The organism is Bacillus sp. SW14 (genome assembly GCF_047608225.1).
Lineage (GTDB): Bacteria > Bacillota > Bacilli > Bacillales > Bacillaceae > Bacillus > Bacillus subtilis_G.
This window is the reverse complement of record NZ_JBLKRW010000001.1, coordinates 163,114-183,207: the sequence shown is the minus strand read 5'-3', so window position 1 is coordinate 183,207 and position 20,094 is coordinate 163,114. Positions and strand designations below refer to the sequence as shown.

The window sequence follows — 20,094 nt, the reverse complement described above, 5'->3', positions numbered from 1 at the left end:
TACCAAAGTAAGAATCGGGTAAAATATCATATAAAATATAACAGAGAAAATTCAAAAACGGAAGGTTCTTATCTATGTGCTGATTACTGAATTTAAAATATTTCTGTACTTATATGAAATAATAATTTTTATACAGAGAATCTTTATTATTTTGTCACCCTTAATTTTTTTAATAATCCTAATTACAACTTTCCTTATATCTAATTAGTTTTTCTATATTTTTAATACCATTGCTGTCTGCTACTTCTAAAACAAAATCGTAGTATCCTTTATCATCAATGAACATAATAAACTTTTCTTTTGCCCGTGTAATACATACATAGTGATTTTGCAAATTTTCATCTTTATAAATTTTATAATAGCGTGAAAAGCTTATTACTTGCTCAAATTCTAATCCCTTTGAAGCAAAAACCGTCATTACTTTATGTTTTGACTCTATTAATCTGAAAGCCATATCATATTTACTATCACAAATACTTTCACAGAACTTTTCGATTTCATCTTCCTCTATTGATATTTCCAAATAATTGGCTAAGCCAGAAACTACTTCTTCAACTATGTCTGGATTTGTATTCTTCTTTAGTTTCCCAATAATATTATTAACTTCATATCTCGTGCGAACTCTTTCATCAATATGGGTTTTTTCTAAAAAATCATAGATTGTGTATGTTGAATTCTTTGAAAATAATGCAAGTTCTTTTAATAAGTATCCATTAGGAATGCCTTCATCAATTGGGGTCTTAGGAATAAAAACAAAATCAAACCCTTCTAGATTTAATAGCTCCGTTATCTTCTTAGCATCATCATTATAATTGGCGATTATTGTTACTTCTTTATCTAGCTCAAGAGTTTTTTCTAAAATAAGTCCTTTGAATTCATCTATAAAACCAACAAAATCCTTTCGCTCATAATAATTATTAAAATTGTTGTATTCCTTAAAAACTACATTCTCTACGCTCTCAGATAGGTGTACATAATACTGCGAATTATGAAATAGGTTTGCATAGTTTTCAATTTCTTTATCACAACGAAAATTGGTTACGAGTTCATAAGAGCTAAAACTTTCTTTCTCTAATAATTTAAATATGTTACTCATTGCCCCACGCCATAAATAAATTGCCTGTTTTGAATCGCCAACAATAAATAACTTTATATTTAGCTTATTTTTTAACTTCATAAAAAAACGGTGCATGTCTCTATCAGAATCTTGGTATTCATCTATAAAGATCCATGAATACTTTGCTTTAATATATTCTTGTGCAGCTAATGATTTTTCTAAAATATCTATAGCAACTTTAAAATTGAAATTGCGTTTATTATCTTCAAAACTACCTAAAATATTATTATTTCTCAACTGGTTTAGTCCAGATGAATAATTGTCAAATTTAAATTCATTTCCATATTCAACAGAATAATCATTTCCATAATCTTTACCAAATGCATCTTTAATAAAAGGTCTAATTATCTCATTCTCAATAAAAGAATCATTTGTCATAACAACAAAGGGTTTCTTAATATTTTTTACTGCTTTTTTTTTAATTTCATCAGTTGCTTTCACAGTAAATGTAATAGCTGCTATCGTTCGGTGATCTGTTATTTTTTCAAGCTCTATTCCCATTTTCTTTATCATAATTGTAGTTTTTCCAGAGCCTGCACTAGCTGAAACAACTATATCATCGTTATTTTCTAAAATTGCAGTTCTATCTTCCTGATCAATCAACTTCATTTGGCACCAACTTTCTTAAAGATTCAAATAAAGGATGATTAATTATGTTGTTACAATCTGTTCTCGTTAATTCATTAGTTAATTCAATCATATTAAGTAGCTTATGATCTTGAAGGTAGTTTATTGGGTTTGAACCTAAAATCTCTTCCATTCTGTCTCTAATAACTTCATAGAGGTCGTGTTCTAAATCTATTTTTGACAAATATATATTATTTTCTTTAAAATGCTCTATAGTGTCTTGAAATAACACATATAATTCTAACTTTTTATCTTTTATCTTTTGTTTTTTCACTTTATTATTCGGAACCCTTTTTCCTTGCGCATCATTTTCAAAATATTCAATCTCAACTGGCTCAATAGATTTCTCTTCATCATTAATAAGGTTTAAGCATCTTTTAATTCCTATTAAATCCAAAAGTGTTTTATTATCCCTTTTGGATTTCAAGTCATTATCGGTTTTTACTATAGGAGTAATATTTAAACCTTTCAATACATCTACATATGGTTTAAATTTTATCCCGCCTACATCTAATATGTAACCGCCATCTAACTCATATGTGGGATATACATTTTCTAAAATTTTTTCAAATAATACTTTTTCTGAAGGACCTTCTACTAAAAGTACTTTTTCAGCAAAAAGAGCTGTTGACAATGCTCTATTAAGTTCTTTTTTTACATTTTTATATTCTTCACTAACATTATAAATATATGAATCACAGTTTATCCGATCTTCTGAATAAATCCTTATTAACGATGTGTTGTCCATCTCGTACAATAGTTCAGAAGAATGTGTTGATAGAAAGAAGTATTTATATACTTTAGAGTTAAATAATTGTTTGGATAAAGCAATTTGCATAGATCTATGTAAACTATTTTCTGGTTCCTCAACTAAATGAATAATAATTTTATTTCCTTCTTGTGCTTGAATAAGATGGTTTATCAAGGAGTAAGCTAAAATCTTCTTTCTTCCGTCTCCTGAAGTTGGATAAATATTATCATCATTTTCTTTTTTTATATATGGAATAAGGTTGCTGAAATATCCATTAATGGTTATTTCTGATTTCATTTCAATATTTATTTTTTCCTTTTTCAATTTTCTATACTCTTCTGTTATAGTATCTTGAAAAGACTGAATAACCCCCATACTACTAATTTTTTTGTTCATTTCTATTCCTAAAGTCTTAATCTCATTGGAAATTGTAATATCATTCTCATCCAATTTGTTTTGATCAAATAGCTGTCTTCTATTTTTTGAGAAAGTTTTTTCTAAATCTATTGTTGGATCTACGTATACGATCTTAAATAAATTATCCAAATTGCTATATATTCCATTTTGGGTTATTTCGTCCAAATCCTTTAAATTACTTCCCCAATAAATTTTAGGTATTCCAACTTCTTCACTAATATCATAAGTACCTTCTACCTGAAAAAAAAAGTTATCTAATTCATTACTTGACCTTGCCCCTCCCACTTTGGCTATTATATGCTGGGAATCTTCATCTTTTAGACGATCAGATAAATCAACACCTAATGTTATTCTTATTACTCTGTCTCTTTCATTTCTAAAATAATCTGATTCTTTAAAGCCATTTTTACGAATATCTCTATCTAATAAGAATCTGATAGCATAAAGCAAATTTGTTTTACCCACATCATTCATTCCAAAACAAACATTTTGATTTGTTAAATCTATATTTACTTTTTCAAAGTTTCGAAAATTCTCTATAGTTAGGCTTTTAAGCTGCATTAGTATCCCCTCTTAATAGTGTTTTTTTTGTATTTTTTGAAAAAGTTACCACCGTTATTATAACATTAAAAAATTAACAGAGGTAATAACTCTTTGATGATTATTAGAGTTATTACTTCTATCATTTAATCGTTATTCTATTTTTGTCCGAATCCCGTACCATAAAGTTTGCGATTACTTATGATAAGGCTCCCCACGATTAATCCGAAAAGCCCGATAAATCTGCTCAACTAGTATGAGACGCATCAACTGATGAGGAAACGTCATCTTCGAAAACGACAGCTTCTCATCCGCTCGCTTCATCACTGCGTCACTCAATCCGAGTGATCCGCCGATGACGAAGGTGACTTTGCTTTTTCCATAAGTAGCCAGCTTATCTATTGTATCGGCTAGTTCTTCGGATGTTTTCATTTTTCCTTCGATGGCGAGGGCGATGACGTGGGAGTCGGGGCTGATTTTGGATAGGATGCGGTCGCCTTCTTTGTCTTTTATGATTTTCATGTCCTGGTCACTTAGGTTTTCCGGCGCTTTTTCGTCCGGGAGTTCGATAATGTCGATTTTTGCGTAGGCCGAAAGTCGTTTTGTGTATTCTTCAATGCCTTGCTTGAGGTATTTTTCTTTTAGTTTTCCGATGGTCACAATATTAATATTCACAGGTCATCCCCACTTTAAGAACAAGTTATTCATATATATTGCCCACAATTGTGGATATCTTTTCTGTATTTTGTGTAAGATCATTCGTTCCCCACTATATATATTGCGGGGTCTCCACATAATTCACAGGCTGTGGATAAACTGTTAGTATGTTCGATTTTTCTGATTTCGGGCGGCAGCTCGTGGTCGTCTATGTACATATCCAGCACCGTTTCGATGTGTTCTTCACAGGAATAATACGTTTGTTTCATGTTCAAATCCTCCGATGGTTTCTTGCATTTTTGCAAATATTCTCTTCCCAATATAACCTATTTATTCACATGTTAGTAGTGCTTCGGGCTGAGTTTTATCCACAATTCGACAAACAAGCTGTTGATGACTCTATTTCGCTCGTATGTTAGGTTGGATGTAACCGATGTGTGGGGAGGTTTGCATTTGCGCTTTAGATGGGTTTGGCTTTTTGTGATCATGTTGCTGCTTGCTGGGTGTCAGCCGTCTTATTGGGTGTTAGAGAAGGATCGAATCGGTGAAGGGAGTCCAGACTTAGAAATATACGCTAATTACCTTCAAATGCATGAGGACGTAAAAGGATATCAAATCTTCACCATTTCAGAAGGCAAAAAAATGGTTGTTGTGTCTCTTGGAAGCAGAGAGAAGGATAAGAAGCTTGAGGTGTCAGGCGTCAAATTCTCGCCTAAAGAAACGATTGTAACTGTGAAGCGAAAACCTGCGCCCAATGCGAATGAGAAAAACCCTTATATTCTGATTGGACTGGACAAAATCGAAGGGGATTTAATCGTCCAAGACGAATCAGGAGATCGCTTTGAAGAAACAGATGACCAGCAATAAAGCCGGCGTTCAGTTGAACAACCGGCTTTTTCTTTTTACTTCAATGTCCCATGCGGGTCGATGACGAATTTTTTGGCTGCGCCTTTGTCGAAGTCGCTGTAGCCTTTTGGCGCGTCGTCCAGAGAAATGACGGTGGCGTTGACGGCTTTTGCGATTTGCGCTCTGCCGCTCAGGATCGCTTTCATCAAATTGCGGTTGTATGTCATGGCCGGCGTTTGTCCGGTGACAAAGGTGTGGGCTTTGGCCCAGCCGAGTCCGAAGCGGATTTTTAGTGAGCCTGTTTTGGCGTCCGCATCCTTTGCACCGGGATCTTCGGTCACATATAAGCCCGGAATGCCAAGGCTTCCGCCGACCTGGGTGACGTCCATGATCGAGTTCAGCACGGCGGCAGGCGCTTCCCCTTGATTGCCGTGTCCGGATGCTTCAAATCCGACACAGTCCACGGCGGCATCAACGGTCGGTTCACCTAGTATTTGTTCAATTTGCTCGCCGAGGCGATCGTGTTTTTGCACGTTGACCGTTTCGCAGCCGAAGCTTTTCGCCTGTGCCAGTCTGTCTTCGTTCAGATCGCCGACAATCACCGTCGAGGCGCCAAGGAGCTGGGCGGAGTGTGCGGCGGCTAATCCGACAGGTCCCGCTCCAGCGATATAAACGGTTGAACCTGTTTGCACGCCCGCTGTGTACGCCCCGTGGAAGCCGGTCGGAAAAATGTCGGATAGCATCGTCAAATCGAGAATCTTTTCTAACGCCTGTTCTTTATCCGGGAACACCAATAGCTGAAAATCGGCGTACGGCACCATGACGTATTCCGACTGGCCGCCGACCCAGCCGCCCATATCGACGTAGCCGTAAGCCGATCCCGGCCGTTCCGGGTTGACATTCAAGCACACGTGCGTTTTCTGCGTTCTGCACATCACACAGCGCCCGCAGGCAATATTGAAAGGAACGGATACGATGTCACCTTTTTTGATAAATTCAACATCCCGCCCCGTTTCAATGACTTCTCCGGTGATTTCATGCCCGAGCACCAAGCCTTCCGGCGCCGTCGTGCGGCCTCGCACCATGTGCTGATCGCTTCCGCAGATGTTTGTGGTAAGCACCTTCAAAATCACCCCGTGCTCACATTTACGATTCACATTCGCCTTCGGAACGCCGGGCCCGTCCTTCAAGATTAACTCCGGATACCCGATATCCTCCACCGCTACAGTTCCTTCGCCTTTGTACACAACCGCTTTGTTTCCTGTCAACGCCATTCCTCCCATTCATGTTTTTGGACTTTTCGTCCTTGAACATGACTTCGGTTCGGCATGACCCTTTCCCTTTTTCACGCCTGTTTTTTCTGCATCTTAACGACAATAAAAATGCCAAGCCAGCACCCGACAATGGTTCCGACGATGTCCAACCAGCCCGCTTTTCCCCCATTCAGCAGGAACACAGTAACCGCCGAAGTCAGACCAATAATCGCTGCTTGCAGCATGACACGTTTGGTGCCCATTTGATCCCTCCTTTACATTCTTTTCTATACCATACCTAAAATCACTGCAATATTGGATTCAACAAAAAAAGAGACTTCACCCAGTCTCTTCATAAACAGTGATCAGTTGAAGAATCATTTCCTGAGAAATAATGTGACAACGCTGGTTGCTAACGCAATTGCAGTATAGAGTACAACCCAAAACATGAAAGAACTGTTACCAGAGGCTAACGTAAACAACAATATCAAACTCCCGATAAAGACGATGAGCGGACCAATCCAAACTTTCTTCCATAGGAGATAACCCACTGCACCGATTACGCCTGACATCATCGGAAAAACAAAAACGACGAGCAGTATAACGGCTCCCAAACCGGAACCCCCTTCACCTTAAAACTCCTTCATCACCTCAACATCATACAGCTTCAAATGACTCTTCGGCGTCACGACATCCTTTACCTTCCCGATCTCTTTTTCCTTCACTTTCTTTCTGGTTTTCAAGCTGTACTGTTCAATGTATGCAGGCTGATTGTAGGTGTATGTGAAGAAATAAAGACTGCTGCCTTTTCGGGTGATTTCTTTGAAATCGGCTTTCATTTTTTCTGGTGAAAGGGTGAAGGCAATGCTTGATTTTCCTGTCTTTGCATCGATTTTGTACACCTTTCCGAAGCCGTCAATGAAGTACAGGTACCCCTCATAAGAGAAAAAGCTGTTTTTAAAGCTGAAGGGCATGGAGCTGTATATCGTTTGTTCGTCGTTTTTGTATTTGGCGATGTCGTGCAGTTCCACTTTGCCGCTTTTCTTGTTGATTTTGACCATTTGATATAGATTGCTCGCCTTTTGGCCGCGGATCATGACATAAACAGCTTGATCGTCCACAGCAAGCTGGGATTCGATTGAGGCTCCTTCCCGGTATTGCCATTTCGTTATCGTGTAATAGGTGAGCTTCTTCTGATCTGCATGAATTTGGAGGAGCTGATAGCCTTTTTCGTCAGCTGTCGGGACAAGTGCGTAAATGGCGCCGTCATGAAAACCGGAGGCTCGGATGTAGTAGGGGATGACGTCTTTTTTCCACTCTCCGTCCATCTGGCGGTACAGCTCTGAGCGGTACCCGTCTCCCTTTTTATCGTAGCCGGAGTTGTAGAGGGTGTAAAAACCGTCCGTCTGTTGTAAAAAGCCCGCGCTGTCACCGGTGTGCTGATAGGCTCTTTTATGGGAGCGCAGGCCGTTTTTGATTGTGAAAATCGTGTTTTTGTCCTCCAGCATCACACTGTCGCCGTGAACCTTGGCTGAGCCCAGCTCAAGACCCTTCATCTTAAAAGAAGACAGCGATCCGTCTTGGCTGATGAACAGGGCGTAGCTTTTCCCGCCGCCGAATGCATCTTGATCCGCAGAGGTTGAGAGATACAGCAGGATGTCTTTGTCGTCCAGAAAATCGGTGTCGCTGAGATCCTGCTGACTCACGGCTTTATGGCTTGTGAGAGGAGAAGCGAAGACAAATAGTGCGATCCCTGCGAGAATCAGCATGGCGATGGTAATCATCCACTTCTTCATATCTTTCTCCTTAGTAAATGGTCATGATGGTTGACGTATAGGAAGAGCTTGTAATGTCGCGTGGATATACGCCTAAGCCTCCGTTGCCATCTATATCAATGCCTGCTTTCAGCAAAAAGGCGGACCATAGGAGCTTTGAACAGTTTTTGGCGCCATCATGGCCGGTATTTCTGTTATTAACGAAGTTAAATGAGTATGCGTCGCCGACTCTTGAGACCGCCCAGTCGGCAGCGGATGTTTTTTGAGATGAGGTTACGCTGACTGTTTGCACGATGGAGTTGTCTTCCACGTCTCTGGCATTGTAAGCGATCTGCCTGACCCCGTCGCTCGGGACAGATTCAACAATTTTGTCAGCCGCGGAGTACATGCCGACGTGGCCGTGGTTGTAGAAGGCTGTGTAGGAGTTGGTGTAATAGATATTCCCTTTCGCGCTTGTCGGGAGTTTTTTCGTGCCGGACGAGCCGCCCATGATGGACATGCCGCTTTCCTTGGCGAGCCTGTCGCCTTCTGCTTTATCCGCAGTGATTTCCTCATAGAACTGTTTGAGAATGACGTCTTGCTTGACCTGCTGCTGTTTGGCAATCTGGCTGGCGGACTTCATGATTTCTTCCGGTGTCGTGCCTGGCTGCAGTGTGGCGATTTCTTCTGCATAGTTTGTGGTGTTTACGGCTTTGGCGGGAGAAACATACAGTCCGCCACACATCATTGTAAGCGCTACCATAAACAATACCATCCGTTTCTTGAACTTCATTACATCTCCTCTTTTCTTTTGAATGTAGGAAAGGTGACTTCCTTCACCCACATTATATTAGGAAAATAAGGAAAGTAACTAGGTCATTTACAGAATTTTTAGAAATCATTTACAGAAGGCTGTCAGCAAAAAAAGGCCTTTATCAGGCCCTTTACGTTTAAAGCTTCTTGCTCATCACCACGTCTGTTTCTTGAAATCCGGTTCGCTCGTATAGCTTCCGCGCTGTTTGATTATGGGCAAATACATGGAGGGACAGCTTCCGGATTCCCATGCTACGTGCTGTCTGATCTAATGCCGCCAATGCTTGCTTTGCATAACCCTTGCCCCGGTATGGTTCATATAACCCGAAATCGTAAATAAACGCTTCCTGTTGCGCATGCTCCGGTTCTGCATGTATCCAGAGCCAGCCAACGATTTCCTTTTCATTCAGCGTGAGGCTCCATAAATGATGATGGGGGGTTTCCAGCCCTTTCGGAAGCAAATTAGAAAAGGTCTGCTTAGACAATAGCTGTGCGTCTTCAGGCAGCCATGTCCCCGCCTCTACCTTTTCTTTCGCGTAATGTTTGGCCGTGTACGTAAGATAAGACCGAAATTCTTCTGTCTGCATGGGAGTCAGCATCATTGTCATATCATCGCTCCTTCATATATTGACTATAGGATTTTACATAAAATAGAAAGAGGTGTTACTATCAGAATAAACAACTGAGATTGATAAGTCACGAGAGAAAGGAGTTTCAAATGAATAAGATTGCACCCGCAGAAATCGCTAACATGCTCAATGACTGGTACCTTGCGATCAAGAAACATGAAGTTGAAGAGTCCGCCCGTTTGTTTGAAGAAGTGAAGCCTTTATTGGATGACATGGAAGAGGATCAGGAGGTGCTTGCCTACTTCTCCTTATTGGAACTGCGCCACAAGGTTTTGCTTCACGAGGCGAGAGGACAGGGTTTTCAGCATGAGGAGCCTTCTCATATGAATGCTACGTCAGACATGCTGAAATATTACTTTTTTCTGTTTGAAGGCATGTACGAAGCCTATAAAAATAATTACGATATTGCCATTGGGCTGTATAAAGAGGCCGAGCAGTATCTTGACAACGTTCCCGACCCGATTGAGAAAGCCGAATTTCACCTGAAGGTCGGTAAGCTCTATTATAAGCTGGGACAAAATATTGTGTCCCTCAATCATACACGGCAAGCAGTCAAAACGTTCAGGGAAGAGACCGATTATAAAAAGAAACTGGCCTCGGCGCTGATCACCATGTCAGGCAATTTTACCGAGATGAGCCAGTTTGAAGAAGCTGAAACATATTTGGACGAAGCGATTCGGATGACGAGAGAATTAGAGGATTATTTTTTTGAAGCCCAGCTTTTGCATAACTTCGGACTTCTTCATGCGCAAAGCGGCAAATCAGAAGAAGCGGTCTCCAAATTAGAAGAGGCCTTACAACACGAAGAATACGCCCGCTCCGCCTATTACTATCATTCTGTCTATTTGCTGATACGTGAGCTGTTTAAGATTCAAAAGAAAGAACAGGCTCTATCTTATTACCAAGAAGTGAAGGAAAAATTGACAGCCGAGCCGAATAGAATATGTGAGGCAAAAATAGATATTTTATATGCCATTTATGCAGAAGGAGGTCATGCGGAAACGTTTCACTTATGCAAACAACATATGGATGATTTGGTGTCCGGGAAAGAGTTTGACAGTGTAAGAGAACTTTCCATTTTGGCTGGCGAAAAGTATAGAGAGCATGAGCTTTACAAAGAAGCTGCCCACTTTTTTTATGAAGCATTACAAATTGAAGAACTCATCAAACGAACGGAGGTTATATAAATGAAAAAATGTCTGATTGGCATAGGCGTCGCAGCGGTGATTTTATCAGGATGGTTTATTACGGACCACCAAACCCATTCACAGGAGATGAAAGTCGCTGAGAAAATGATTGGGTAAATGAAAAACCCCCGCGGGATGCGGGGGTTTTCTTATTACAGCAGCTTCTTACCGAGCAGAGATTCTACGAGCTCCACTGCTGTTTGTCCAGTCTTGTTTTCGTGGTCAAGAATCGGATTGACCTCCACGAATTCAGCTGAGGTGATGATACCCGCGTCATACAGCATTTCCATAGCCAAATGGCTCTCCCTGTAGCTGATGCCGCCGATAACAGGGGTTCCGACACCCGGTGCGTCGTTCGGATCAAGTCCGTCCAGATCGAGGCTGAGATGGACGCCGTCACATGCTGATAAATAATCAAGGGTTTCTTCGATCACCTTTGTCATGCCAAGACGGTCGATTTCATGCATCGTGTACACCTTCATGCCGCTTTCCCTAATATACTTGCGCTCCCCTTCATCAAGTGACCGGGCGCCGATGATGACGACGTTTTCCGGTTTGATTTTAGGCGCGTAGCCTTCAAGGTTAACCAGTGACTCGTGGCCGATGCCGAGGCTGACGGCAAGCGGCATACCGTGAATATTGCCTGACGGTGATGTTTCAAGCGTATTCAGGTCGCCGTGCGCGTCATACCAGATGACGCCGAGATGATCGTAATGCTTCGCTGTACCTGCCAGCGTGCCGATCGCAATACTGTGGTCTCCGCCCAGGACAAGCGGGAATTTTTTCTCTTCAATGACTTTGTTGACCTTTTGAGCGAGTTTTTCATTTCCCGCCAAAACGGAATTCAGGTTCTTCAGTTCTTCGTCATTTTTGATCTTTTCGCGGTTGATCGGAATGTCACCGAGATCTTCAACCGTATAACCCATGTCTGACAGCCTCTCAATCAGATGGGCGTACCGGATGGCACTCGGGCCCATGTCCACTCCGCGTCGTGCTTGCCCTAAATCCATTGGCATTCCAATAACCGAAATCGTTTTATCCATCTGTGATTCCACCTCAACATATAAGATAATGTCCTATGCGGGTTATAACAAAGATGACTTGCGGACAATGTGTTTAAAGCTCTAGCTGACGATTTGCCTGCTGGCGTTTTTTAATGACGACATGATAAATGATGTAGCAAATGATCATAAACGGGATGCCGCAATACAGCGCGATACGCTGCTCCGGATCAAATGCAAGGCTGATGAGAACGACCGTATTTAACGTCAGGCCGATCAGCGGAAGCACCGGATACAGCGGTGTTTTGAATTTCAAATCTTCCTTCTTGCCGCCTTCACGGATAAATTTGCGTCTAAACATAATTTGAGAAAGCGTAATCGTGATCCAGCCGACCTGGGCGCTCATGCCCGCCAAAGATAGAAGCACCATATACACGGTTTCAGCCGCCGCCACTTTTGATAGGAGCGATAGGCAGGCCACAGCCATCGTTACGATTAACGCGTTCAGCGGCACACCTCGTTTGTTTGTTTTGCCCAGCGCTTGGAAGGCCTGTCCTTCATTCGCCATCGCGTACAGGATACGTGTTGATGCGTATAAACCTGAATTCGCAACAGATAATAGCGCGATTAAAATAACAAAGTTCATGATATCAGCGGCATACGGGATTCCGATTTGTTCAAATACCGCAACAAACGGACTTTCCACAACTCCAGCCTGTTTCCACGGAATCATGCCGGCAATGACAATGATGGATAGAACAAAGAAGACAAGCGTTCTCCATACTGTCTGTTTGATAGACCGCGGAATCGTTTTTTCAGGATCTTCACTTTCTCCGGCTGCAACCCCGATCAGCTCAGTCCCCTGGAATGCGAAGTTTACGGCAATCATCGTTATCAATATTGCCTTTATCCCGTTCGGGAATAACCCGTCTTCATAAAAATGTGTCAAAAACGGTGCCTGCTCTCCGCCTTTCAAATCAATCAGGCCAAACATGGCAGCTCCGCCGAGAATAATAAATAAAAGGATAATCAAAATTTTAATGCCTGAGAACCAGAATTCCGATTCTGCAAAGGCTTTGGCTGTAATTGCATTTAATATAAACATCAGTGCCGCAAATACCAGACACCAGATCCACACGTCTACGTGCGGAAACCAGCGGAGCATCAGCTGCCCCGCTGATAAGAATTCAATGGCGCATGTAACCGCCCAGCCGAGCCAGTACAGCCAGCCGAACGCAAATCCAAAGGCCGGGCTGATAAATTTTGTCGCATAGGTCTGGAAGGACCCCGACACAGGAAAGGCGACTGCCAGCTCCCCTAAGCAGAGCATCGTCAAAAACATGATAAAGCCGCCTACTAAATAGGACAGAACCGCGCCGAGCGGCCCCGCTTGGTTAATGGTAAACCCGGTTCCAAGGAAGAAACCGGTTCCGATCACTCCGCCCAATGAAATCATGAACAAGTGGCGTGATTTCATTGTCCGCTGGAGCTGATTTCCGTTATCTTGGTTTGTATTCACATTCTGCACCCCTTCAGCAACTTGTATTGGATCTAAGCTGGAACGACTACACGGTGCATATCCCAGTTTGCTGTCCAAAGAGCCTTTATCTATTTAATATAAAATTCACTTCTTCTCATAAAGATACATTATACTAAAATACTGTAGCTGAGCAAATAGGGAGTGCTTAATTTTCTATTGTAAATTTATACAAACGAAGTGAATATCCCTCCATGGTGCGGATTTATGCGTTTTGCAGCACGTGCTTAATTTTCTCTATTGCCCAATCCAAATCTTTTTTCGAAATGATTAATGGCGGTGCAAAACGAATAACTGTATCATGCGTTTCCTTGCATAAAAGCCCTTCTTTCTTCAAGCGCTCACAATACGGACGTGCGGCTTCCGTCAATTCCACACCGATAAACAGCCCTCTGCCGCGGACTTCTTTAATGACAGGGTTATCAATGCTCTCAAGTTCTCTTTTAAAGTATTCGCCAAGCTCAAGAGAACGTTCCGCCAGCTTTTCATCCTCCATCACTTCCAACGAAGCGATAGACACCGCACATGCAAGCGGGTTTCCGCCAAATGTCGAGCCGTGTGAACCCGGGTTAAACACACCTAAGATCTCGCGGTCCGCCGCAATGCATGAGATCGGGAACACACCGCCGCCAAGCGCTTTACCCAAGATATACATATCGGGAACAATGCCGTCCCAGTCACACGCAAACGTCTTGCCTGTACGTCCAAGACCCGTCTGAATCTCATCGGCAATAAACAGGACATTCTCTTCCTTACAAATCGCCGCCGCTTCCTGCAAAAATCCTTCAGGCGGAATGACAATCCCCGCTTCGCCTTGAATCGGTTCGAATAAAAATGCCGCTGTATTCGGCGTAATGGCCTGACGAAGCGCTTCCGCATCGCCGTAAGGGATTAACTTGATTCCCGGAAGCATCGGGCCAAATCCTCTTTTATATTCCTCTTCAGAAGACAGAGATACCGCCAGCATCGTCCGGCCGTGGAAGTTCCCGACACATGCGATAATTTCAGCTTGATTGTCTGCCACGCCTTTTACTTCATAAGCCCAGCGTCTCGCCGCTTTCACCGCAGATTCAACCGCTTCAGCTCCTGTATTCATCGGTAAAATCATCTCTTTGCCCGTCAGCTTAGCTGTTTTTTCGTAAAACGGTCCCAGCTGATCGTTGTGAAACGCGCGTGACGTGAGGGTAATTTTATCAGCCTGATCCTTCAATGCCTGAATGATTTTCGGATGTCTGTGACCTTGGTTTACCGCAGAATAAGCACTCAGCATATCCATATATTCATTGCCTTCCGGGTCCTTTACCCAAGCACCCAGCGCTTCAGAAATGACAATCGGGAGCGGATGGTAATTGTTGGCTCCATAATGAGACGTCTGATCAATAATTTCTTTGGATTTAGATAAAGCTGGCATATTTGAATTCCCCCTTGTTTTCTGTTTCAACATGTTATCCTGCTTTCCCTTTATATAAATGCAAGTTCTGTGCCAAATCAAGATTTCGTGTGTTTTCTACAATTTTCGAGGATAAGGTGCAAAAACATTCTGATATTTGAAGCAAAAATTTCAGCAAGTGCAAAATTCTTTTGCATATCCTCTCCATTCTTTTATAAAATAGAGGCAATATTAAGAAAATAATTGAGGGAGGTTTATACAATGGTCAAAGACAGCGAATTCCTCACATTGGTTTTTCAAAGCATTTTGGATGAAATCGATGTTGGCCTGCACGTGGTAGACGAGCATGGAAACACGATCGTTTATAACAACAAAATGATGCAGATTGAAGATATGGAGAAGCATGACGTCCTCAATAAAAACCTGATGGATGTGTTTATGTTTTCTAAACAGCAGGATAGCACCCTGGTACAGGCCCTTCAGGAAGGCACAACGATTAAAAATGTGAAGCAGAGCTACTTCAATAATAAAGGCCAGGAAATCACGACGATCAATCATACATATCCCATCGTCCAAGACGGCAAAATCAGGGGCGCAGTCGAAATTGCCAAGGATGTGACAAAGCTTGAACGGCTGATCAGGGAGAATATGAACAAAAAAGGCAGCACAACTTATACATTTGACAGCATTCTCGGCACCAGCCCTGCCATTCAAGACGTCATCGAAAACGCGAAGCGGGCAACGAGAACGTCATCATCGGTCCTTCTCGCAGGCGAAACCGGCACGGGAAAAGAGCTGTTCGCGCAAAGCATTCATAACGGCAGCGACCGCTCAGGCGGCCCGTTTATTTCGCAAAACTGCGCGGCGCTGCCAGACAGCCTTGTAGAAAGCATTTTGTTTGGAACGAAAAAAGGCGCGTTTACAGGCGCTGTCGACCAGCCCGGACTGTTTGAACAAGCACACGGCGGCACGCTACTGTTAGATGAAATCAACTCGCTGAATCTGAGTCTTCAGGCGAAGCTGCTGCGCGCTCTTCAGGAACGGAAAATCAGGCGCATCGGTTCGACAAAGGATACGCCGATTGACGTGCGTATAATTGCCACAATGAACGAAGACCCGATTGACGCGATTGCGGGCGAACGAATGCGGAAGGACTTGTATTACAGGCTGAGCGTCGTGACACTGATCATCCCGCCGCTTCGGGAACGGAAAGAAGACATTTTGCTTCTCGCGTCAGAATTCATCCAAAAAAACAACCACCTGTTTCAAATGAATGTCGAACACATCAGCGAAGACGTGAAGCAATTTTTTCTATCTTATGACTGGCCGGGAAATATTCGTGAGCTTGAGCATATGATCGAAGGCGCAATGAATTTCATGACGGATGAGCAAACGATTACGGCTTCCCATCTGCCCTATCAATACCGCATGAAAATCAAACCGGCTGATACCCCAGAGCCTGAAGCACCAAGATACCAGCCGGCCGCGGACTTAAAAGAAAAAATGGAAAGCTTCGAAAAATATGTGATTGAGAATGTGTTAAGAAAGCACGGCCATAACATCTCACAAGCTGCTCAGGAGCTTGGCATCAGCAGACAAAGCCTTCAATACCGGCTGAAGAAATTTTCCCACCCGCCTGCCGAGTAACGGCCCTATTCCGGCGCAGGAAGCCAGATGAGAAAAACAGTGCCTCTGCCGATTTCACTTTTCACGTCAATCGTCCCATTATGGCTGTCGATAATCGACTTTGTAATGGCAAGCCCCAGTCCCGAACCTCCATATTTTCGGGAGCGGGATGGGTCTGCCCTGTAAAACCGGTCAAATAAATGCGGCAGGTGCTCCTGTGCGATGCCTGTGCCGTTGTCCGCTATCATCAGCATGACGCCGTCATCGTTTTTTTGCAGTGAGATGGTGATGGCACCGGTTTTCTGATCTGTATACTGCACCGCGTTGTAAACCAAATTTAAAATGACTTGTTTCATTTTATCCCCGTCAAACACCGCTTCAGCATGATCTTCAAGCAGCAGCTGCAGTTTTCTTTTTTTCACAAGCAGACTGAGCTGCGGCTCCATTTCCCTTATGAGCGAATCGAGATCGCCTCTCTTCATTTCAAAGCCCGGCACCCGATCGATTTTTGCCAGAAACAGCAGATCTTCTATCAGCCGAGTGGCTCTCTTCGATTCTTCATACATACTATTCAGCGCTCTTTCTCTCTGCTCCGGCTGAAGCGCTGCGCCCCGCAGCAGCACTTCGATAAAGCCGTGTATGGACGTTAAAGGCGTTCTCAGTTCATGCGAAGCGTCTGATATAAATCTCCGAATGCGCTCCTTCGCTTCTTTTTCTGCTTTGAATGATGTTTCAATCCGCTCCAGCATGCGATTAAACGAAATGGCAAGCGTATCGATTTCCATTTGTTTTCGATAAACAGGAAGTCTTTTATTCAAATTTCCCGCATTGATTTTCCCCATCATATGTACCATTTGTGATAACGGTTTAAGCGTATGTCTGACCACGGGCAGGAATGTAAAAAGCCCGAGCAGGAGCGCGACAAGCGAGAGCGTGGAGTAAATGCTGATTTGCCGGAGCAGCACATCCTTCAGCGGTGCTGTTAAAGCACTCATTTGGATCACGCCTGCTTCTTTTCCATCAATATTAATAGCCTGAAACACAACCAGCACTTCCTCGCCTGATTCATTTTTCGTCATTCTGTAATGCAAGGCCATCGTATCTTTCAATGCCTCGTCATATACACTTTTTTTGAATGTTGGCGGTGCTCCCGCATATGGGTCCGTCGACAATACCGTGCTGGCTTTTGTTTTTTTATCAATAAAAACAATTGTCACACCCGGATAAATAAAGGCGGGACGGACAGCACCATCTGACTTGTGCGAGCCGTCGGGATTGCTTTTGTATCTTTCAATGTTTTTCCATATGGTCGGCTCCGTCGAGTTGATATAACTTTGAATGCTGACAGCGCGGTTTTCATATAAGAGGCGTTTTCCAAACACATATTGCATGGCGCCGACAAAAACCAATAGAAGAACAAGAATGCATAACGAGCGGAATAAAAGCTGAAAGCGCAGCGTTTTGAATCGTTTTTTCATTCAATATCCACCCGATAGCCCGCGCCGCGTACCGTTCGGATGACTTCATGCTTTTTGTCATTCAATTTTTCCCGCAAGGAACGGATGTACACTTCGACAATATTTTCTTCCCCGTAAAAGTCATAGCCCCATACTTTATCCAGAATCCTCGCTTTACTGAGCACAAGGCCGTGATTCAACACCAACAATTTCAGCAGCTCGTATTCTGTCACCGAAAGCTTCAGCACCTCTTCCTGATAACGGATTTCTCTGCGCCGGTCATCAATCCGAAACGGACCGAGCGCCACTTCTTCGAACAGGTTTGGGAAGTGATCCCGAATTCTTGCATAAATACGCGCCAGCAGCTCTTCAAAGCTGAACGGTTTGATCATATAGTCATCAGCGCCTTCTGTCAGCGCTTTTACCCTGACCCCCACCTCATCCTTTGCCGTGAGCATAATAACGGCGGTATGGCCGGTTTTTTTCATCATTTTCGATACTTCCAGTCCATCCATTCCGGGCATCATCACATCCAGGATGGCCACATGCGGCTGAAATGTTTTTGCGATGTTCATTGCTGTCATTCCGTCAGGCGCGGTCTTGACTTCAAAGTCTTCATTTTCAAGTCCCATTGTCAAAAAATCTAATATCGCCGGTTCATCGTCCACGAGCAAAATCTTGATGCCTTTCATCCTATTCATGCTGTGCTCTCTCCTTAGTTGGCATAAACCTCTGATTAGTTTTTTCCCTCCCCCTCCTATTATTCGTTTTTATCTGAAAACCAACTGAATCTTCCCTAAAAATCAGCTGAATTCAGCAAGTTTTCAGCCAGCCCTCATTTGATTTTCAGCTTCGGCCTATACAATAGCCTTAGTTGGTTCAGCCAACAATAAAATTAAGGAGGAACATCATATGAATATCACTAAAATTTTATCAGGAGCCGCGCTGGGAACGATTCTCTCAATCAGTTCTTTAACTTCCGCCCATGCCGCTGTCATTCAAAAGGATGATACATCAGCGAAAGTCGAGACGAAGCAGCAGGCTTCCATCACAATAGCAAAAGCAAAACAAGTTGCTTTGAACAAATGCAAAGGTACTGTTCAATCTGCCCAAATGAAGAAAGTAAACAGCACTTACGTATATGTTGTCAAAGTTCTCGGTGAGGACGGCAAACAGCATACGATGAACGTCAACTGCGACAGCGGTAAAGTGGTCAAACATGACGTTCAAAAGAAACAAAGCTACATCAGCAAATCAAAAGCGCATTCTATTGCTTTGAAAAACTGCAAAGGTTCGGTTCAATCGTCTGAGCTGAAGAAAGAAAACGGTAAATACGTTTATGTCGTGAAAGTAATGGGTGAAGACGGCAGCCTTCACACGTTCCATGTCAATGGAGAAAACGGCAAAGTCGCAAAACACGAGCAAAAGAAACAAGCCCATATTTCAAAAACAAAAGCGCATCACATCGCACTGAACAAATACAAAGGCGCAGTTCAATCTTCTGAACTGAAGAAAGAAAACAGCGTTTACATCTACGTTGTAAAAGTGCTGGGCGAAGATGGAAACACTCATACAATCCATGTCAACTGTGACAGCGGTAAAATCGTAAAACAAAAAGTTCAAAAGAAAAACGCAGCCATTACGAAAACAAAAGCACATCACATCGCGCTAAACAAATGCAAAGGTACAGTCAAATCTTCTGCTTTGAAGAAAGAAAACGGTAAATACGTTTACGTGATTAAAATCACTGCCCATAACCACACTGAGCAAACAGTGAAAGTGAACGCTGAAAACGGAAGCATTTGCAAATAAAAATTGATACTTGCCAGCAGTGAAACAACTGCAATTCAACGTGTAACACCAGTCTTGTTTTAAATATGAAGTTCTAAGTTCATGTCTACCTTTTTCTAAATACTCTTTTAAACTGAACGTGTGTGACCCGCGTTCAGTTCTTTTTACATCATCATCTAAGGAGGACGTACAAAATGAATGCGAAAATATTATCTGCAGCTGCTTTAGGCGCAGTCATCTCAATCGGTTCTTTATCTTCCGCGCACGCGGCTGTTCTTCATAAAGAGGACACCGCTAAAGTCCAAACACAGCAGCAGGCTTCATTTACTCTTTCTAAAGCGAAAACAATTGCATTGCACAACTGCAAAGGCACGGTTCAATCAGCACAAATGAAGAAAGCAGACGGCGTTTACGTCTATGTCATTAAAGTGCTCGGTGAGGACGGCAAAGTTCACACCTTCAACGTCAACTGCAGCAGCGGAAAAGTCGTCAAGCATCACATTGAAAACAAACAAGCCGCAGCCACAAAAGCAAAAGCACAAAGCATTGCGCTGAACAAATGCAAAGGTACAGTCAAATCTTCTGCATTGAAGAAAGAAAATGGCATCTATGTGTACATCATTAAAATCACAGCCAGCAACCACACGGAACAAACCATTAAAGTCAATGCTGAAAACGGTAGTATTTGCAGCTGACAGGCC

General features: G+C 42.8%; 21 protein-coding genes. 6 read left to right on the top strand and 15 right to left on the bottom strand.

Annotated elements, in window-relative coordinates:
• Positions 1–178: 178 nt before the first annotated feature.
• The 4 genes from ACMX2I_RS01035 to ACMX2I_RS01020 form a co-directional block, all read right to left on the bottom strand.
• Positions 179–1,726: a UvrD-helicase domain-containing protein gene (locus ACMX2I_RS01035; RefSeq protein ID WP_414955894.1), complete on the bottom strand. Its 1,548-nt coding sequence runs from the start codon at positions 1,724–1,726 to the stop codon at positions 179–181.
• Positions 1,713–3,473 (bottom strand): ATP-dependent nuclease, encoded by a 1,761-nt coding sequence (locus tag ACMX2I_RS01030; RefSeq protein ID WP_414955893.1) that lies wholly within the window; start codon positions 3,471–3,473, stop codon positions 1,713–1,715. Before ACMX2I_RS01030 ends, ACMX2I_RS01035 begins: the two co-directional genes overlap by 14 nt.
• 174 nt (positions 3,474–3,647) lie before the next feature.
• On the bottom strand, positions 3,648–4,127 hold the full coding sequence (rlmH, locus tag ACMX2I_RS01025) for a 23S rRNA (pseudouridine(1915)-N(3))-methyltransferase RlmH (RefSeq protein ID WP_289348893.1): 480 nt from the start codon (positions 4,125–4,127) through the stop codon (positions 3,648–3,650).
• An 80-nt stretch (positions 4,128–4,207) separates the two neighbouring features.
• Positions 4,208–4,378, bottom strand: a complete 171-nt coding sequence (locus ACMX2I_RS01020; protein WP_333513661.1) for a CxxH/CxxC protein — start codon at positions 4,376–4,378, stop codon at positions 4,208–4,210.
• A 184-nt stretch (positions 4,379–4,562) separates the two neighbouring features.
• Between ACMX2I_RS01020 and ACMX2I_RS01015 the strand changes: the two genes are divergently transcribed.
• Positions 4,563–4,976 carry a hypothetical protein gene (locus ACMX2I_RS01015; protein WP_414955892.1) on the top strand — a complete coding sequence of 138 codons (414 nt, stop codon included), beginning with the start codon at positions 4,563–4,565 and terminating at the stop codon, positions 4,974–4,976.
• A gap of 35 nt (positions 4,977–5,011) precedes the next feature.
• On the opposite strand, the gene fdhA is transcribed toward ACMX2I_RS01015, so the two are convergent.
• The 6 genes from fdhA to ACMX2I_RS00985 all read right to left on the bottom strand — a co-directional run bounded on the left by fdhA (position 5,012) and on the right by ACMX2I_RS00985 (position 9,383).
• Positions 5,012–6,238, bottom strand: a complete 1,227-nt coding sequence (fdhA, locus tag ACMX2I_RS01010) for a formaldehyde dehydrogenase, glutathione-independent (RefSeq protein WP_414955891.1) — start codon at positions 6,236–6,238, stop codon at positions 5,012–5,014.
• 62 nt (positions 6,239–6,300) lie between these two features.
• Positions 6,301–6,471, bottom strand: a complete 171-nt coding sequence (locus tag ACMX2I_RS01005; protein ID WP_414955890.1) for a hypothetical protein — start codon at positions 6,469–6,471, stop codon at positions 6,301–6,303.
• A gap of 114 nt (positions 6,472–6,585) precedes the next feature.
• Positions 6,586–6,822 (bottom strand): DUF2651 family protein, encoded by a 237-nt coding sequence (locus ACMX2I_RS01000; RefSeq protein ID WP_414955889.1) that lies wholly within the window; start codon positions 6,820–6,822, stop codon positions 6,586–6,588.
• Between the two features lie 18 nt (positions 6,823–6,840).
• Complete coding sequence (locus ACMX2I_RS00995) at positions 6,841–8,004, bottom strand: hypothetical protein (RefSeq protein ID WP_414955888.1); 1,164 nt, start codon at positions 8,002–8,004, stop codon at positions 6,841–6,843.
• Positions 8,005–8,014: 10 nt separating this feature from the next.
• The gene (locus ACMX2I_RS00990; RefSeq protein ID WP_414955887.1) at positions 8,015–8,755 is read right to left on the bottom strand and encodes a hypothetical protein; all 741 of its coding nucleotides are present in this window, start codon (positions 8,753–8,755) and stop codon (positions 8,015–8,017) included.
• Positions 8,756–8,912: 157 nt separating this feature from the next.
• The gene (locus tag ACMX2I_RS00985; protein WP_414955886.1) at positions 8,913–9,383 is read right to left on the bottom strand and encodes a GNAT family N-acetyltransferase; all 471 of its coding nucleotides are present in this window, start codon (positions 9,381–9,383) and stop codon (positions 8,913–8,915) included.
• Between the two features lie 110 nt (positions 9,384–9,493).
• Here ACMX2I_RS00985 and rapG point away from each other — a divergent pair, with 110 nt between their 5' ends.
• Both rapG and ACMX2I_RS00975 read left to right on the top strand, forming a co-directional pair.
• Entirely contained in the window at positions 9,494–10,591 is a 1,098-nt protein-coding gene (gene rapG / locus ACMX2I_RS00980; RefSeq protein ID WP_414955885.1) for a response regulator aspartate phosphatase RapG, read from the top strand.
• A complete protein-coding gene (locus ACMX2I_RS00975; RefSeq protein WP_394715549.1) occupies positions 10,592–10,708 on the top strand; it encodes a Phr family secreted Rap phosphatase inhibitor in 117 nt (38 codons plus the stop codon).
• Between the two features lie 35 nt (positions 10,709–10,743).
• Here ACMX2I_RS00975 and rocF read toward each other — a convergent pair whose 3' ends face one another.
• The 3 genes from rocF to rocD all read right to left on the bottom strand — a co-directional run bounded on the left by rocF (position 10,744) and on the right by rocD (position 14,540).
• Entirely contained in the window at positions 10,744–11,634 is an 891-nt protein-coding gene (gene rocF, locus ACMX2I_RS00970; protein WP_087993685.1) for an arginase, read from the bottom strand.
• Positions 11,635–11,707: 73 nt separating this feature from the next.
• Positions 11,708–13,111, bottom strand: a complete 1,404-nt coding sequence (locus ACMX2I_RS00965; protein ID WP_148963194.1) for an amino acid permease — start codon at positions 13,109–13,111, stop codon at positions 11,708–11,710.
• Between the two features lie 223 nt (positions 13,112–13,334).
• Positions 13,335–14,540, bottom strand: coding sequence for an ornithine aminotransferase (gene rocD / locus ACMX2I_RS00960; protein WP_289348907.1), 1,206 nt, complete (start codon positions 14,538–14,540; stop codon positions 13,335–13,337).
• 240 nt (positions 14,541–14,780) lie between these two features.
• On the opposite strand from rocD, the gene rocR reads away from it, so the two are divergent.
• Positions 14,781–16,166 (top strand): arginine utilization regulatory protein RocR, encoded by a 1,386-nt coding sequence (gene rocR / locus ACMX2I_RS00955; protein ID WP_289348908.1) that lies wholly within the window; start codon positions 14,781–14,783, stop codon positions 16,164–16,166.
• 5 nt (positions 16,167–16,171) lie between these two features.
• On the opposite strand, the gene ACMX2I_RS00950 is transcribed toward rocR, so the two are convergent.
• Together ACMX2I_RS00950 and ACMX2I_RS00945 are read right to left on the bottom strand one after the other, a co-directional pair.
• Positions 16,172–17,623: a sensor histidine kinase gene (locus ACMX2I_RS00950; RefSeq protein ID WP_414955884.1), complete on the bottom strand. Its 1,452-nt coding sequence runs from the start codon at positions 17,621–17,623 to the stop codon at positions 16,172–16,174.
• Complete coding sequence (locus ACMX2I_RS00945) at positions 17,620–18,303, bottom strand: response regulator transcription factor (protein ID WP_414955883.1); 684 nt, start codon at positions 18,301–18,303, stop codon at positions 17,620–17,622. Before ACMX2I_RS00945 ends, ACMX2I_RS00950 begins: the two co-directional genes overlap by 4 nt.
• 211 nt (positions 18,304–18,514) lie before the next feature.
• Between ACMX2I_RS00945 and ACMX2I_RS00940 the strand changes: the two genes are divergently transcribed.
• Together ACMX2I_RS00940 and ACMX2I_RS00935 are read left to right on the top strand one after the other, a co-directional pair.
• A complete protein-coding gene (locus tag ACMX2I_RS00940) occupies positions 18,515–19,414 on the top strand; it encodes a PepSY domain-containing protein (protein ID WP_414955882.1) in 900 nt (299 codons plus the stop codon).
• A 173-nt stretch (positions 19,415–19,587) separates the two neighbouring features.
• Positions 19,588–20,088 carry a PepSY domain-containing protein gene (locus tag ACMX2I_RS00935; protein WP_414955881.1) on the top strand — a complete coding sequence of 167 codons (501 nt, stop codon included), beginning with the start codon at positions 19,588–19,590 and terminating at the stop codon, positions 20,086–20,088.
• The last annotated feature ends 6 nt before the right edge of the window (positions 20,089–20,094 follow it).